Raw genomic sequence first — 16004 nt, forward strand, 5'->3', positions numbered from 1 at the left:
TGTAAGACATCAAGAGAAGCAAGAGCGAGTAGAGCAGCAGCAATTGGCGCTGGACTAAACAAAGGCCCCCTTTTAGGGGGCTCACACAAAGCCACCTTCTTTAGAAGGTGGTAATTTACTTATTAAGTTACGTGTCTTTAAGAGTCCACTGGCTCCGTATGTTCCGGAGTGGTTATTGCTTGGTTGTTCTCTTCCATCTTCTTCTCTTCTGCTTTTGCTTTTTCAATCATTGGGGTGATTGTTGAGCCTTGAATGAGGATAGAGAAAACAACGACGGAGTAGGTCATTACAAGAATAATCTCTTTTACATCGATTAACTTATCTTGAATCACCCAAATACCAGATGGAATGGAAAGTGCCATTGCCAATGCAAGGCCCCCGCGTAAGCCGCCCCACGTCAAAATACGTACTGACCACGGGTTATATTTTCTGTAACGCTTAAAGCCAATGTACGAGAGAAATACGCTTAAATAGCGAGCTGCTAGTACAAGAGGGACTGAAATAGCCATCATAATCCAGTCTTCTTTGTGGAATTCAAATAGCAGCATCGACATGCCGATCAGTAGGAATAACACGCCATTCAAGAACTCATCAACAAGCTCCCAAAAATGGTCAAGGTGATCTTCACTCTCTTTTGAAAAGCCAATAAAGCGTGTCCAGTTGCCAATCATAATACCGGATACAACCATCGCGAGTGGGCCTGATACATGGATGTATTCAGCAAATGCGTAACCTGCTGTTGGGACACCAATGGTAAGTAACAATTCCATTGAGTGATCATCGGTGGCACTGATCAAGTAGTGGAATAGCAAACCGAGGACGAAACCATATGTGATACCACCGATAGCTTCTTGGATGAAGAGTAAGGTGACACTACCTACAGTTGGTGCCTCAGTGCCAAATGCAATCGTAAATAGAGTGACGAAGATAACCAAACCGAAGCCATCATTGAAGAGCGATTCTCCTTCAATCTGAGTGGAGATACGTTTGGGAGCATCGAGTTTTTTAACAATAGCCAATACAGCGATTGGGTCAGTTGGCGATATTAGAGCACCAAATAGTAAGCAGTAGACCAAATCAAATTGGATGCCAATTAACTGACAAAACCCATACAGCGCAAATCCAATAAAGAACGTGGAAAACAGTGTGGCTCCAAGGGCTAAAACAGTGATCTCCCACTTTTGATCTTTAAGGTTCGGGAGTTTGATGCCTAGTCCACCAGCAAATAGTAAGAAGCCAAGAATGCCTTTGAGCAAGAAATCTTCGAAGTTAATCCTTGTGACCGTCTCCGTCGCAATTTCGGTGAGATGGAACCAGTTGTTTTGACCCGCAATTAAGATTAGAAGTGAAAGCACCATTGAACCTGCGGTAATCGCAATGGTGGTTTGCATCTTTCCTATCTTGCTGTTTACAAAAGCAATTAGCATCGCAGCTGCGGATAGAAAACATAAAGTATGATAGACCGACATAGAGCTCTCTATTTGTAACATTTTATGAATGGAATTCTCGGCTGATGCTGCTTAAATAGCAAACATTTTTTCGTGATTATTTTGCAAGTTAAAAAGGAGATAAAATAATCATTAATTCTACGTTTAGACGTCTAGACTCCTGAAGTTTGTGTGATAGGATGGAAAGATAACTAAAGGAATGAGGCTGTACTGTGGGAAGTAACGTAAGACAACAGATTGAAGCTCAATTGAAGCAACGTATTCTTTTGATTGATGGTGGTATGGGGACCATGATTCAGGGATACAAACTTGAAGAGCAAGACTATCGAGGAACGCGCTTTGCGGATTGGCATTGTGATCTAAAAGGTAACAACGACCTGTTGGTTCTAAGTCAGCCTCAACTTATCAAGGAAATTCACGCTGCATATTTAGAAGCGGGTGCAGATATTCTCGAAACCAACACGTTTAACGCAACAACCATTGCGATGGCTGACTACGAGATGGAAAGCCTGAGTGAAGAAATTAACTTTGCAGCAGCCAATCTTGCACGTGAAGTTGCAGATGAATGGACCGCAAAAACACCCGATAAGCCGCGTTATGTCGCAGGGGTTTTAGGGCCGACGAACCGAACTTGTTCTATTTCTCCTGATGTAAATGACCCCGGATATCGAAATGTTTCTTTCGACGAGTTAGTTGAGGCTTACTCTGAATCGACTCGTGCTCTAATTAAAGGTGGTTCTGACCTTATTCTTATCGAGACCATCTTCGATACGCTTAACGCTAAGGCTTGTTCATTTGCTGTTGAAAGTGTGTTTGAAGAGATGGGTATTGAGTTACCTGTGATGATCTCGGGGACTATTACTGATGCTTCCGGTCGGACATTATCCGGTCAAACCACAGAAGCGTTTTACAACTCATTACGTCATGTTAAACCGATTTCGTTTGGTTTGAACTGTGCACTTGGTCCAGATGAGCTGCGTCCTTATGTTGAAGAGCTCTCTCGTATATCAGAATCTTTTGTTTCCGCTCACCCAAATGCTGGGCTTCCGAATGCATTCGGCGAATACGATTTGTCGCCAGAAGATATGGCTAAGCATGTTAAAGAGTGGGCTCAAAGTGGCTTTTTAAACTTGATTGGTGGGTGTTGTGGTACAACTCCTGAGCACATTCGCCAAATGGCACTCGCGGTTGAAAATATCGCCCCTCGTCAATTACCTGAACTTCCCGTTGCTTGTCGCTTGTCTGGCCTGGAGCCACTCGCTATTGATAAAGACTCTTTATTTATCAATGTCGGTGAGCGTACGAATGTAACCGGTTCTGCGCGTTTTAAGCGCTTAATTAAAGAAGAGCTGTACGATGAAGCGCTCGATGTGGCTCGTCAACAAGTTGAAAATGGCGCTCAAATTATCGATATCAACATGGATGAAGGCATGTTGGATGCACAAGCTTGTATGGTTCGCTTTTTAAACCTTTGTGCGTCAGAACCTGAAATCTCAAAAGTACCAATCATGGTTGACTCTTCCAAGTGGGAGGTTATTGAAGCCGGTCTTAAGTGCATCCAAGGCAAAGGCATTGTTAACTCGATCTCTCTCAAAGAAGGCAAAGAGAAATTCGTTGAACAAGCTAAGTTGATCCGCCGTTACGGTGCGGCTGTGATTGTGATGGCGTTTGATGAGATTGGGCAAGCAGATACACGTGAGCGCAAAGTAGAAATTTGTACCAACGCTTACCGAATTCTTGTTGATGAAGTAGGCTTTCCACCAGAAGACATCATTTTTGACCCAAACATTTTTGCCATTGCTACGGGGATCGAGGAGCATAATAACTACGCGGTGGATTTCATTGAAGCCGTTGGCGATATCAAACGTGATTTACCACACGCGATGATCTCGGGTGGGGTTTCTAACGTCTCGTTCTCTTTCCGTGGCAATAACTATGTTCGCGAGGCGATTCATGCGGTATTCCTCTACCACTGTTTTAAGAATGGTATGGATATGGGGATCGTGAATGCGGGTCAGTTAGAAATCTACGATAACGTGCCTGAAAAATTGCGTGAGGCTGTGGAAGATGTCGTTCTTAACCGTCGTGATGACGCCACTGAGAGATTGTTAGATATCGCGGCGGAATATGCAGGCAAAGGGGTAGGTAAAGAGGAGGATGCCTCTGCACTTGAGTGGAGAACTTGGCCTGTTGAAAAGCGCTTAGAGCACGCGTTAGTGAAAGGAATAACTGAGTTCATCGTTGATGATACCGAAGAGGCTCGTGTCAACGCTTCAAAGCCATTAGAGGTGATTGAAGGCCCACTAATGGATGGGATGAACGTCGTCGGAGACTTGTTTGGTGAAGGTAAAATGTTCCTTCCTCAGGTCGTAAAATCTGCACGAGTGATGAAGCAAGCAGTCGCGCATCTGGAGCCCTACATCAATGCAGAAAAGCAGGTGGGACAAACAAACGGTAAGATTTTGCTAGCGACGGTCAAAGGTGATGTACATGATATCGGGAAAAATATCGTTGGCGTTGTATTGCAGTGCAATAACTACGAAATTATCGATCTTGGTGTCATGGTTCCTTGCGAAAAGATCTTAAAAGTAGCGCAAGAAGAGAACGTCGATATTATTGGTTTATCAGGGTTGATCACACCTTCATTAGACGAAATGGTGCATGTTGCAAAAGAGATGGAGCGTCTCGACTTTAACTTACCTCTTCTCATCGGTGGCGCAACAACGTCAAAAGCCCATACAGCAGTTAAGATTGAGCAAAATTACAAGCATCCAGTGGTTTACGTGAACAACGCCTCACGTGCAGTGGGCGTATGTACTTCTCTTCTGTCAGATGAACGTCGCCCTGAATTTGTTGAAAAACTTGAAGCTGATTACGAACGAGTACGTGATCAACATAATCGAAAGAAACCGAGAACCAAACCAGTGACATTAGAAGCTGCTCGAGCGAATAAAGTTGCGATCGATTGGGAAGCTTATACTCCTCCAGTGCCTGTTAAGCCTGGCATTCATATCTTCGATGATTTTGATGTGGCTATATTACGTCAATACATCGATTGGACACCATTCTTTATGACTTGGTCACTTGTGGGTAAGTATCCAACAATTTTCCAACATGAAGAAGTTGGTGAAGAAGCAAAACGTTTATTCGAAGATGCCAACGAGTTACTTGATCGAGTTGAGCGAGAAGGCCTGTTAAAAGCGCGTGGAATATGTGGCTTATTCCCTGCTGCGAGCGTGGGGGACGACATTGAAGTTTATGCTGATGAAACTCGTACCGACGTTGTGAAAGTATTACGTAACTTGCGACAACAGACCGAGAAACCAAAAGGATTCAACTATTGTTTATCCGACTACATCGCACCTAAAGAGTCGGGTAAGCATGATTGGATAGGGGCATTTGCTGTCACTGGTGGTATTGGTGAACGAGAGCTTGCTGATGAATACAAAGCACAGGGAGATGATTACAACGCAATTATGATTCAAGCGGTGGCGGATCGCCTAGCCGAAGCGTTTGCTGAGTATTTGCATGAGCGTGTCCGTAAAGAAATTTGGGGTTATGCTGCGGATGAAGATTTATCTAACGATGATCTCATTCGTGAAAAATACCAAGGTATTCGCCCTGCACCAGGTTATCCAGCGTGCCCTGAGCATACTGAAAAAGGACCGCTTTGGGAGCTACTTAATGTGGAAGAGAATATTGGCATGACTCTAACCTCCAGCTATGCAATGTATCCGGGCGCGTCAGTCTCTGGTTGGTATTTCTCTCATCCTGACTCACGTTACTTTGCGATCGCACAGATCCAAGAAGATCAGCTAGAGAGTTACGCCGATCGTAAGGGGTGGGATAGGATCGAGGCTGAAAAATGGTTAGGGCCAAACATTAACGGTTAAATTGATGTTTACCTCGTCCAAATGTAACAACTAATGAAACGACAAAGGGCTGCAGATACGCAGCCCTTTGTTTTATTGAGTTGAACTTACTTCTCAAACAACTCAGTGTGGAGTTTTTGTATGGCTTGCTTCGATACCGATTCATGGAGCAAGAAGCATAAGTTGTGAGGGCTAGCGCCATAACAAATCATGCGTAGGTTAAAATCTTCTAGCGTGCCAAAAACCTGTTTCGCGTAGCCTTTACTCTCACTCATGTTGTTACCAATGAGAGCAACGAGGCATAGGTCATGTTCAACTTCTACCTTACATAACTCTTCTAACTCTTCTCGTGCAGCTTGCGGCAGCTGTGGTGCTCCGCCAGATGTATCAGTTTGATCAAGTGTTAACGATACACTGATTTCAGATGTTGTGATCAAATCGACAGATATCTTATGCTTTGCAAGGATCTCAAAGACCTTTGCTAAGAAGCCGTATGCGTGGAACATATTGGCGCTGCGTAGCGTTACCATGGTTTGGTTACAACGCAAAGCTAGCGCACGGAATAACGGTGAGCTTTCGACTTGGTGGCGAATCCAAGTTCCCCCTTTTTCAGGCTCTTTCGATGACCCCACAAATACCGGAATGTCGTGGCGCAATGCAGGTACTAGCGTAGAAGGGTGAAGGATTTTAGCGCCAAAGTTAGCCATTTCTGAAGCTTCACTAAAGCTGATCTCGGGAATTGGTGAGGCTTTTGGTGCAATTCGCGGGTCTGTTGTGTAGATACCCGGAACATCAGTCCAGATTTCTAGCCCTGCCGCTTTAACGCTCTCAGCAATTAAGGCGGCGCTGTAATCGCTGCCCCCTCGACCTAATGTTGTTGTATTACCGGCTTCGTCAGATCCTATGAAGCCTTGAGTAACAATAACGGATTGTTGGCAAAGTGGTACGAGTTTATCTTGCGCAAGCGTCGAAATTGCTTCAATGTTTGGCTCCGCGCGACCAAAGTTGTCATCAGTACGCAGCACATCGCGGATATCAAAGCGCACAGCTTGAATGCCCCGCTCACACATTAACTGAGTTAGAATATGCGTCGACATGAGTTCGCCACATGCGACTAAATGATCGGTTAACTTCGCACTAGCTTGGATAGATGCAGCCTCGGCCAGGCTGGTTACGGTATCTAATATGCCATACACCTCGGCAGCAGTTTTCGTGCTGTCTTCGAGCTGAGTTAAAATGGCGTCATGAATGTTGGCCAGATTTTGCAGCAGCTCAGTACGGTGCGTTTGATCCTGAACACCGTTGGCGAGTTCTACCAATAGGTTGGTGACGCCAGAGCAAGCGCTGCTCACGACCAGGCGAGTATTTGGATTGTTTTCGATAATGGTGGCGCAACGACTCATTGCCTCAAAGTTGGCAACACTGGTTCCACCGAATTTAGCTACGTTAAATGCGCTCACTGCGTTCTCCCACGACTTCCTAAAAAATTGTACATCCAATGTTTAGTGAGAAAAGGAACAGAGCAAAAAGAGAGGTATTTAGAATGCTATTTGAAAAATTTACCCTCAGAAGCCCTTCATCAGACTGCGCTGATGACAGTTGATGGGATTCAGCCCAATTCAACCGACAAGTCAAATCCTGCAACTTTGACTTACCTCGGCACTACTCCCCCTCAATGATTGGTGTTGGAATTGCGGTTCCACAAATCATCTACCTGGGTAGCGCTCCTCTTCTACATAAAGCTCAAACATTGAACGGTTTTGAGGCCTTAATGTCAATCAATATTTCAACCTTTATGGTGTTTTTTATTAACGATTTTGTGACACTGGTTTGACCTCCATACTTACGGCTAATTGCTGATAGAGGAAAAATCTATTAGGGTGAAGAACCCTACACCTGAGCCATGTTATTGAATAGAACTTTTAGAATGCTCAGGATAAAAGATAATCAAGGAGCTGACATGTCGATCCAAAGCTTTATTCCGCCTCACCGTATTTTAATGGGACCTGGTCCTTCTGATATTTATCCTCAAGTGTTACAAGCACTAAGCCGTCCTACTGTAGGTCACCTTGATCCTCTGTTTATCGGTATGATGGATGAGCTCAAGCAGCTATTGAAGTATGCCTTTCAAACTGACAATGAATTCACTATTGCGGTTTCAGCGCCAGGTAGTGCAGGGATGGAAACCTGCTTTGTAAACTTGATCGAGAAAGGTGATAAAGTGATCGTTTGCCGTAACGGTGTATTTGGTGAACGCATGCGCGAAAATGTCGTCCGTTCTGGTGGCGAAGTTGTTATCGTCGATGATGAATGGGGGACGCCTGTTTCCATTGATAAAGTCGAGCAAGCACTCGAACAGCACCCAGATACAAAAATTCTTGCTTTTGTGCATGCGGAAACCTCAACTGGTGCAGTCAGTGATGCTCAAGCATTGGGTAAGCTGGCGAAACAGCATAATGCATTATCTATTGTTGATGCGGTGACATCGCTTGGTGGTGTGCCGTTAAAAGTGGATGAATGGCAACTGGATGCGGTTTACTCTGGCAGTCAAAAATGTTTGTCATGTGTACCAGGGCTCTCACCAGTGACGTTTTCTCCTGCCGCGATTGAAAAGATTCAAGCAAGAACAACACCAGTACAGAGTTGGTTCCTCGATCAGAGTTTAGTTTTGGGGTATTGGAGTGGAGAAGGCAAGCGTAGTTACCATCATACGGCGCCAGTTAATAGCTTGTATGCGCTTCATGAAGCTTTATTGATACTGAAAAATGAAGGATTAGAAAACGCTTGGGCTCGTCACCAACTGATGCATGAAAAACTCAAAAATGGCTTACAAAAGTTAGGCTTTGAATTTGTTGTGGACGAAGCCCATCGGTTGCCACAATTAAATGCGATTTACGTGCCTGAAGGAATTGATGAAGCAAAAGTTCGTGCTCACTTGCTAGAAACCTATAACCTAGAAATTGGTGCTGGCCTTGGGGCATTAGCTGGTAAAGCGTGGCGTATTGGCTTAATGGGTTACGGCGCTCGATCTGAAAACGTTGCGCTGTGCTTAAAAGCGTTAGAAGAGTCACTCACTGAATAAAATCATACAGCAATGAGATAAAGAAAAGCGAAGGTCATCCCTTCGCTTTTTGGTATTTCTTACTCAGCTCCTGAAGTGGGGGGTTGGTGAGGCAGAGATTGCTTGAGAAGGTGGTTGGTAATTGACGTCACTGAAATCAATCTTCGGGAACAAAAACTGCGCTTCAGCTCTAATTTGCTCCGCTTTACTTGAGTCATCTAAGCCTTGGTAGGCCAAAATCAAATTATTATAAAATGCAGGGCGAGGCTTATCTTTGATGATTTTTAGCGACCAATCGATATAAGGCTGAATCAAGGTTGCGTCTTGTTGGTACAGCCCAATGTTTAAAAACGTGCTATAAACATCCCAATCAAATCTGTCTTTCCAAACCACAGGGTTACTGACTTGATTCAGAATATCAGGGTTAGTTGGCCTAGTGGTCTCAAACTTCGTCAATACATAGTTCGTATGCAATGCGCTTACCATGTAAAACGTAAACGCAACGGGAAGTACCAAACTAAAAACACGCAGCAAGCTTTTGGTCACATTACTAAAGCCGATTTGTCGATAACGAGAGACGCGCTGATCGACCCAGTACAGCAGGATAACGAAGATCAACCAATGCACGAGAGAGTGATAGAAAGGGTATTCCAGTTGCGAGTGCAATACGATAGGTATAAACAAGGCCAGCAACGCAAGACGAGTTCCGCGTTTGGCTTGATAGATTCGATACAGTACCAGTGCCATCGCTAAGAAGATGCCGATTATTGGCAGCAAGCCACCTTCTACTCCCCAGTATAGTAGCTCATTATGCGGATGATCCATGGCTGGCAAACCAGCTGGGTAATTCTCATTTAGGGCATGTTGACGAGCCGTATACAGCATGTACTCAGATTCAAACTTGCCATATCCATAACCAGTAAAAGGCTTTTCAATCACCATGTCTAATGTTTGCGGAAAAGTATACGCTCGAGGAGACTCCATATTTACTTTTTCTGCGGCTAACCCACCTCCATCAGGAAAGGCAAGATGCATGACAACGACTGAGAGTAAGAGCCCACTTACAAGTGACACAACCCAGCGGATAAAGCGCCCTTTGGTTGCAAAGCGGTACATGTATGGAATGACCAACAACACGGCGATGACCGAGGCTAACCAACCAGTGCGTGAAGCCAACGCCACAATTAGTGGTAAAGTTAAAACTGGTACGGCATAGAGAAGGTAAACATCGCTTAACTTACGATCGTATTTGTAGGGCTGACGTGCAAGTAAATAGCTGGCAATCACCAACCCTGTCGCAAGAAAACTGGCCATTACATTGGGCTGTTGGAAAATACCATAAGGACGATTGGCCACCGTGTCGTAACCAAACGGATTGCCTGGTTTGAGATACAGATATTGTGTCAAACCAAAAATGGCTTCGATAACAACCGCAAGGACAATGAACCATAATAGGCGTTGGCGATGTTTATTACTGAAATGAAATTGTTGTAAAACAATAAAGAACAGGACACCACACCACAGGCCTATGAGCTTATTGGCTGCCAAGCTGCTATTCGCATTTGGGTACAGAATGGGCACTGTCATGATAAGAGCACTAATGAACAAGCCGATGGTTAGTTTTGAGTAACGTAGCACTCGATTATTCGCTAGTTGGTAACACCCAATGCCTAATGCAAAGCTAAAAGCAATCCAAGTTGTCGCATTGAACGAAAGCGAAAGCCCCGAACCGCCGGGGTTGGGCATGAAAAAGTGCATTGCCAACACAAATAGTGTTGCCAAGGCAATGAGAAACTTGCGATTGAGGGGAACCTGTACTTTTTCGGGAGAAAGCTTTGTTCCACTTACATGTATAGTAGCCATAGTTATTGCGTTGTTTTGAATGAAAAAAGACCAGCACTTGCTGGTCTCGATACTTTACCTGTTTTTTCTACTTCAACATAGGCTTGAGGAAGTGAGCTGTGTGCGAACCCTCGATTTGCGACACATCTTCCGGAGTGCCTTGAGCGATTATCTCGCCGCCACCCTGACCCCCTTCAGGACCAAGATCGATAATCCAGTCCGCAGTCTTAATGACGTCCAGGTTATGCTCGATCACCACGACAGTATTTCCGTGGTCGCGAAGCCTGTGCAGTACAGTGAGCAACTGCTGGATATCATGGAAGTGCAAGCCGGTTGTTGGTTCATCCAAAATGTACAAGGTTTTTCCTGTATCACGTTTGGATAGCTCTCGCGCCAGTTTCACACGCTGTGCTTCACCACCGGAGAGTGTTGTTGCCGCTTGACCCAATCGTATGTACGACAAACCCACATCCATCAGTGTTTGTAGTTTGCGAGCGATGGCAGGAACTGGATCGAAGAAGGTGCGTGCATCTTCGACCGTCATTTCTAGCACTTCATCAATAGTTTTACCTTTGTAACGTACTTCGAGCGTTTCGCGGTTGTAGCGTTTACCTTTACACACATCACATGGCACATAAACATCTGGTAGGAAATGCATTTCTACTTTGATAACACCGTCACCCTGACAGGCCTCACAACGACCACCGCGTACGTTAAAACTAAAACGGCCCGGTTTGTAACCGCGAGAACGCGACTCCTGTGTGCCTGCAAACAGTTCACGGATTGGTGTAAAGATCCCCGTATAGGTTGCAGGGTTAGAGCGAGGTGTACGGCCAATTGGGCTTTGATCGATATCGATGACTTTATCGAAGTGCTCTAGACCTTTAATCGATTTATAAGGTGAAGGCTGAGCCGTTGTCGCTCCGTTAAGTTGGGTATGCGCAATTTTAAAGAAAGTATCATTAATCAGCGTTGATTTACCTGAGCCAGATACTCCTGTAATACAGCTGAATAACCCAACAGGAATTGAAAGATTAACGTTTTTAAGGTTATTACCTGTAGCGCCTAATAGCTCAACCGTTTTTTTCGGATCTCGCGGCGTGCGATCTTTCGGTACTGCGATTTCTTTAACACCACTTAAGTACTGACCTGTCAGAGAATTCGGATTCGCGACTATCTCTTCCATGGTGCCTTCCGCAACAACATTACCACCATGTACGCCAGCACCAGGACCAATATCTATGACATGATCTGCACAGCGAATCGCATCTTCATCGTGTTCTACCACAAGTACGGTATTACCTAAATCGCGCAAATGAGTGAGCGTTTTTAATAAGCGTTCATTATCACGCTGGTGGAGACCAATCGACGGTTCGTCCAGAACATACATCACACCAACAAGACCCGCCCCAATTTGGCTTGCTAAACGAATACGTTGAGCTTCACCGCCTGATAAGGTTTCTGCACTGCGTGATAAGTTTAGGTAGTTCAAACCGACGTTAACTAAGAATTGCAGGCGGTCGTTGATTTCCTTCATCACTTTTTCAGCGATTTGGGCGCGTTGACCTTCCAGTTTCAAGGAATGGAAGAATTCCAATGCATCAGCAATGCTGAGTTCAACAATCTCAGGTAGTGTCGTATCAGCAATAAACACGTTACGTGCTTCAAGGCGTAGACGAGTACCGCCACAGCTTGAACAAGATTTAGTGGAGATGTATTTTGCAAGCTCTTCACGGACAGAGTTGGATTCTGTATCACGATAGCGACGTTCTAGGGTATTCAGAATACCTTCGAATGGATGGCGTTTAACGCGAATATCGCCACGATCGTTGATGTATTTAAACTCAATCTCAGTACGACCTGAGCCCTTTAGAATGACATCTTGCGTTTTCTTTGGCAGAGAATTAAAAGGGGCATGGAGGTCAAAACCATAATGATCGGCCAATGAGGTGAGCATTTGGAAGTAGTAGTAGTTCTTTTGATCCCAACCGCGAATCGCACCTTGTGCCAAGCTTAATGAATCATCTTGAATGACTCGGCTTGGATCGAAGTATTGTTGAACACCCAAGCCATCACAAGTGCCACATGCACCAGCAGGATTGTTGAATGAGAAAAGTCGCGGCTCTAACTCTTGCATGCTGTAACCACATTGTGGACAAGCGAAGTTGGCGGAGAAAATAATCTCTTCACCGTCGCCATCCATTGGCGCGACAACCGCAATTCCGCCTGATAATTCGAGCGTGGTCTCGAAAGATTCGGCCAAGCGCTGTTGTAAGTCTGGACGAACTTTAAAGCGGTCTACCACGACTTCAATGGTGTGCTTTTTATGTAGCTCAAGGGTTGGAGGATCGGAAAGATCGCAAGTTTCTCCATCAATACGCGCACGAATAAAGCCTTGAGCCGCTAAGTTCTCAAGCGTTTTAACATGCTCACCTTTACGTTCTTTGACAATAGGCGCCAATAGCATCATTTTGCTGCCTTCCGGCATCTCTAGGACTTTGTCCACCATTTGGCTGATGGTTTGCGCGGCAAGAGGGGCATGATGCGTTGGACAGCGGGGTTCGCCCACACGAGCATACAATAGACGTAAGTAGTCGTAGACTTCGGTAATTGTACCGACGGTTGAACGCGGGTTATGAGAAGTAGATTTCTGTTCAATAGAAATCGCGGGTGATAACCCTTCAATGTGGTCGACATCGGGTTTTTCCATCAGAGACAAAAACTGACGAGCGTAGGCAGAGAGAGACTCTACGTAGCGTCGTTGGCCTTCTGCATACAATGTATCGAAAGCGAGAGAGGATTTACCGGAGCCACTTAGTCCAGTAATGACAATCAGTTTATCGCGAGGGATTGTAAGATTAATGTCTTTAAGGTTATGGGTTCGGGCACCGCGAACTTCTATTTTATCCATCGTTTTTGCTCTATGTATAACCAAGTGGGGCAAGTATTACATAGTGTGAGAAATGTGCAAAGAAAATTACTGGATAAAAAAACAGTAAAGTAAAAAGCCTAGCGTTGTGCTGGGCTTTCGATACAGTAATTTCGTACTAAGACGATGCTTTATACTGCTTTTTGTGTTGCGTGCTTACCTAGCTCAGAGGTTTTTTCATCTTTTAGATACAGGTTTTCAAAACAATAGTTAGTTGCTTCGATGTAACCTTCAACGCTACCACAGTCAAAGCGTTTGCCCTTGAATTTGTAAGCCAATACACAGCCCGCTTTTGCTTGTTTAAGCAGCGCGTCCGTGATTTGAATTTCACCACCTTTACCAGGTTCAGTGTTTTCGATCAGTTCAAAAATATCGGGAGTCAGGATGTAGCGGCCAATGATAGCAAGGTTGCTAGGCGCCGTGCCTTTCTCTGGTTTTTCTACCATGTCGTCTACACGGTAGATGTCGTCTTTGATCATTTCACCAGAGATAACGCCGTATTTGTGTGTTTCTTCGGCTGGTACTTCTTGCACTGCAACGATAGAACAGCGGAACTGCTTAAATAGTGCCACCATCTGAGCCAGTACGCCCTCTTGCTCGTTCACACAAAGGTCATCAGCAAGAACAACAGCAAATGGCTCATCGCCTACCAATTCTCGTCCAGTTAGAATCGCGTGGCCCAAGCCTTTCATTTCGCGTTGACGTATATAAGTGAAGTTTGCAGATTCAATGATTTCACGGATATCTACCAACAGCTCTTCTTTGTTGGTACCGCTAATCTGATGTTCCAGTTCGTAGTTCTTATCAAAGTGGTCCATGATCGAGTGCTTGCCACGACCTGTCACAATACACATGCCGTTCATACCAGCTTGGATTGCTTCTTCGACACCGTATTCAATAAGCGGTTTGTTCACGACTGGCATCATCTCTTTTGGCATAGATTTCGTTGCCGGTAGGAAGCGTGTGCCATAGCCTGCAGCAGGGAACAGACATTTTTTTATCATTGGGGGAATATCCTATCTCGTTTTTATCAAGAATCTGCGCATAACTTTAACACGAGAGGTATCAATGAATCATGAATAAAGTAGGAAAAAATGTGAGACTCGGTGCGGAAAAAAGATGAGCGACTCGTCATTTCAGTTATCAGAGCCGCTCACATTGCATCACGACATTAAGTTTTGGTCTGCCCAGGCGATTGCCTGTACTCGGTTCTTTACGGATAGCTTTTTGAATATCTGATACAAGTGCGATTTGATGGTGAATTCACTGACGAATAACTCTTCGGCCATCTGACTGTTCGAGGCGCCAGCTTGTAGGCAACGCAGTACTTGTAGCTCACGAATGGTTAGGTCTACCGTAGCTGGTGCAGTATGAGTATTAATGACATTGCGGTAATAGTGTAAAAGTTGACTGGTTACATTACGCGGCAGCCAGTTTTGACCGTTAACAATGCCTTTTAACCCTTCTCCAATTTGCTCTAGCGTATCTTCAGAATAAAACACACCTTTTAATTGACCAAATGAAAGAAGTTCATCCGTGGTTAGTCTTTTAGGCACGTTGAAGACAACGGTTTCAAAGTTTTTCCATACAAGAGGCAAGTTTTTGATCGATTGAACAAGTGATTTATGTTCACTGAAGTCGATCAGTAGAATTTTATTACGGTGTTGTGGCTTGGCTTCCATGAGTGCTTCGGTTGAAATCATCGGGATGCTCATATCAATGTACTTTTCGAGTGCCGCCACTTTTTTTTGCGCATTATCTTCCATACTGATCAGAAATAGCTTTCTTGCGTAAGCCGACTTTCTCACGTGTTCCAATCTCCCTGGGTTCAATAGAAGCCATAAACTGGCATTAAAGAGAGGCCATAACCATCGCTTTACTGAATAAATGCGTTCGAATTCAAAGCTTCACGAAACGATGTCTGCAACGCGAATCAAAAATGCTACACACGTAAGTTGAAATACGATTTGGGTTCAAGAGGGTGACTCAATAGATCACAATGGTATTAGACTTTAATCAAAACATTAAAGCGTGCTATTCTAATGCGCTAAAATTTTATATATCCAGAGTGAAACGGAGCACATCATGGCCAGCCGTGGAATTAACAAAGTTATTTTGGTGGGGAATCTAGGTAACGACCCTGAAATTCGTTACATGCCGAATGGCGGTGCAGTAGCAAACATTACTATTGCAACTTCTGATTCATGGCGTGATAAAGCGACTGGCGAACAGCGCGAAAAAACGGAATGGCACCGTGTTGTGTTGTTCGGCAAACTTGCGGAAGTAGCAGGTGAGTACTTGCGTAAAGGCTCTCAAGTTTACATTGAAGGGCAACTGCAAACTCGCAAATGGCAAGATCAAAGTGGCCAAGATCGCTACTCAACTGAGGTCGTTGTTCAAGGCTTCAATGGTGTTATGCAAATGCTTGGCGGTCGTGCTCAAGGTGGCGGCGCACCAATGGGCGGTCAACAGCAGCAACAAGGTGGATGGGGTCAGCCTCAACAGCCAGCTCAGCAGCAGTACAATGCGCCTCAGCAACAGCAACCACAACAACAGGCTCCGCAGCAATCACAGCAGCAGTACAATGAGCCACCAATGGATTTTGACGACGATATCCCGTTCTAAATTCTGCTTATGCTTGAATCGAAAAGGCCGCGAATATCGCGGCCTTTTTTATTGTCGCAATCTGATGATCTCACAGGCTTATCTTGGCAAGGTTAGGCGTAACAATAAAACTTATCAATGAGTGTGATTTTCTTTATGCTCCAGCCTCTCACTATCAGACTAATCCGATTGTTTGATGAACTCTTATCAAGTATAAATATTTCAATAAGGTATATGATGAATAAAAA

Annotated in this window: 8 protein-coding genes, 1 pseudogene and 1 riboswitch; of the genes and pseudogenes, 3 read left to right on the forward strand and 6 right to left on the reverse strand. The window is 44.6% G+C overall.

Going from position 1 to position 16004, the window contains the following annotated elements; genetic code table 11:
• Window positions 1-137 precede the first annotated feature (137 nt).
• Window positions 138-1469, reverse strand: a complete 1332-nt coding sequence (locus NL626_RS20180) for a sodium:proton antiporter (protein WP_053306797.1) — start codon at window positions 1467-1469, stop codon at window positions 138-140.
• A gap of 191 nt (window positions 1470-1660) precedes the next feature.
• Between NL626_RS20180 and metH the strand changes: the two genes are divergently transcribed.
• Window positions 1661-5341: a methionine synthase gene (metH, locus tag NL626_RS20185; protein WP_253657676.1), complete on the forward strand. Its 3681-nt coding sequence runs from the start codon at window positions 1661-1663 to the stop codon at window positions 5339-5341.
• An 86-nt stretch (window positions 5342-5427) separates the two neighbouring features.
• Here the strand turns inward: metH and lysC are convergent, their stop codons facing one another.
• Window positions 5428-6780 (reverse strand): lysine-sensitive aspartokinase 3, encoded by a 1353-nt coding sequence (gene lysC / locus NL626_RS20190; protein ID WP_253657677.1) that lies wholly within the window; start codon window positions 6778-6780, stop codon window positions 5428-5430.
• Between the two features lie 101 nt (window positions 6781-6881).
• A riboswitch (Lysine riboswitch) is annotated at window positions 6882-7060 on the reverse strand.
• A gap of 220 nt (window positions 7061-7280) precedes the next feature.
• On the opposite strand from lysC, the gene NL626_RS20195 reads away from it, so the two are divergent.
• Window positions 7281-8402 (forward strand): alanine--glyoxylate aminotransferase family protein, encoded by a 1122-nt coding sequence (locus tag NL626_RS20195; RefSeq protein ID WP_253657678.1) that lies wholly within the window; start codon window positions 7281-7283, stop codon window positions 8400-8402.
• Window positions 8403-8461: 59 nt separating this feature from the next.
• Here NL626_RS20195 and NL626_RS20200 read toward each other — a convergent pair.
• The 4 genes and pseudogenes from NL626_RS20200 to NL626_RS20215 form a co-directional block, all read right to left on the reverse strand.
• Window positions 8462-10244, reverse strand: a pseudogene (locus NL626_RS20200) (PglL family O-oligosaccharyltransferase).
• Between the two features lie 67 nt (window positions 10245-10311).
• On the reverse strand, window positions 10312-13134 hold the full coding sequence (gene uvrA, locus NL626_RS20205) for an excinuclease ABC subunit UvrA (protein WP_005381241.1): 2823 nt from the start codon (window positions 13132-13134) through the stop codon (window positions 10312-10314).
• Between the two features lie 149 nt (window positions 13135-13283).
• Complete coding sequence (gene galU / locus NL626_RS20210) at window positions 13284-14156, reverse strand: UTP--glucose-1-phosphate uridylyltransferase GalU (RefSeq protein WP_005381239.1); 873 nt, start codon at window positions 14154-14156, stop codon at window positions 13284-13286.
• A gap of 159 nt (window positions 14157-14315) precedes the next feature.
• Window positions 14316-14960, reverse strand: a complete 645-nt coding sequence (locus NL626_RS20215; RefSeq protein ID WP_253657680.1) for a LuxR C-terminal-related transcriptional regulator — start codon at window positions 14958-14960, stop codon at window positions 14316-14318.
• Window positions 14961-15237: 277 nt separating this feature from the next.
• On the opposite strand from NL626_RS20215, the gene NL626_RS20220 reads away from it, so the two are divergent.
• Window positions 15238-15777: a single-stranded DNA-binding protein gene (locus NL626_RS20220; protein ID WP_005381235.1), complete on the forward strand. Its 540-nt coding sequence runs from the start codon at window positions 15238-15240 to the stop codon at window positions 15775-15777.
• The last annotated feature ends 227 nt before the right edge of the window (window positions 15778-16004 follow it).

The organism is Vibrio sp. Y58_MX_L22, from assembly GCF_024181865.1.
Lineage (GTDB): Bacteria > Pseudomonadota > Gammaproteobacteria > Enterobacterales > Vibrionaceae > Vibrio > Vibrio alginolyticus.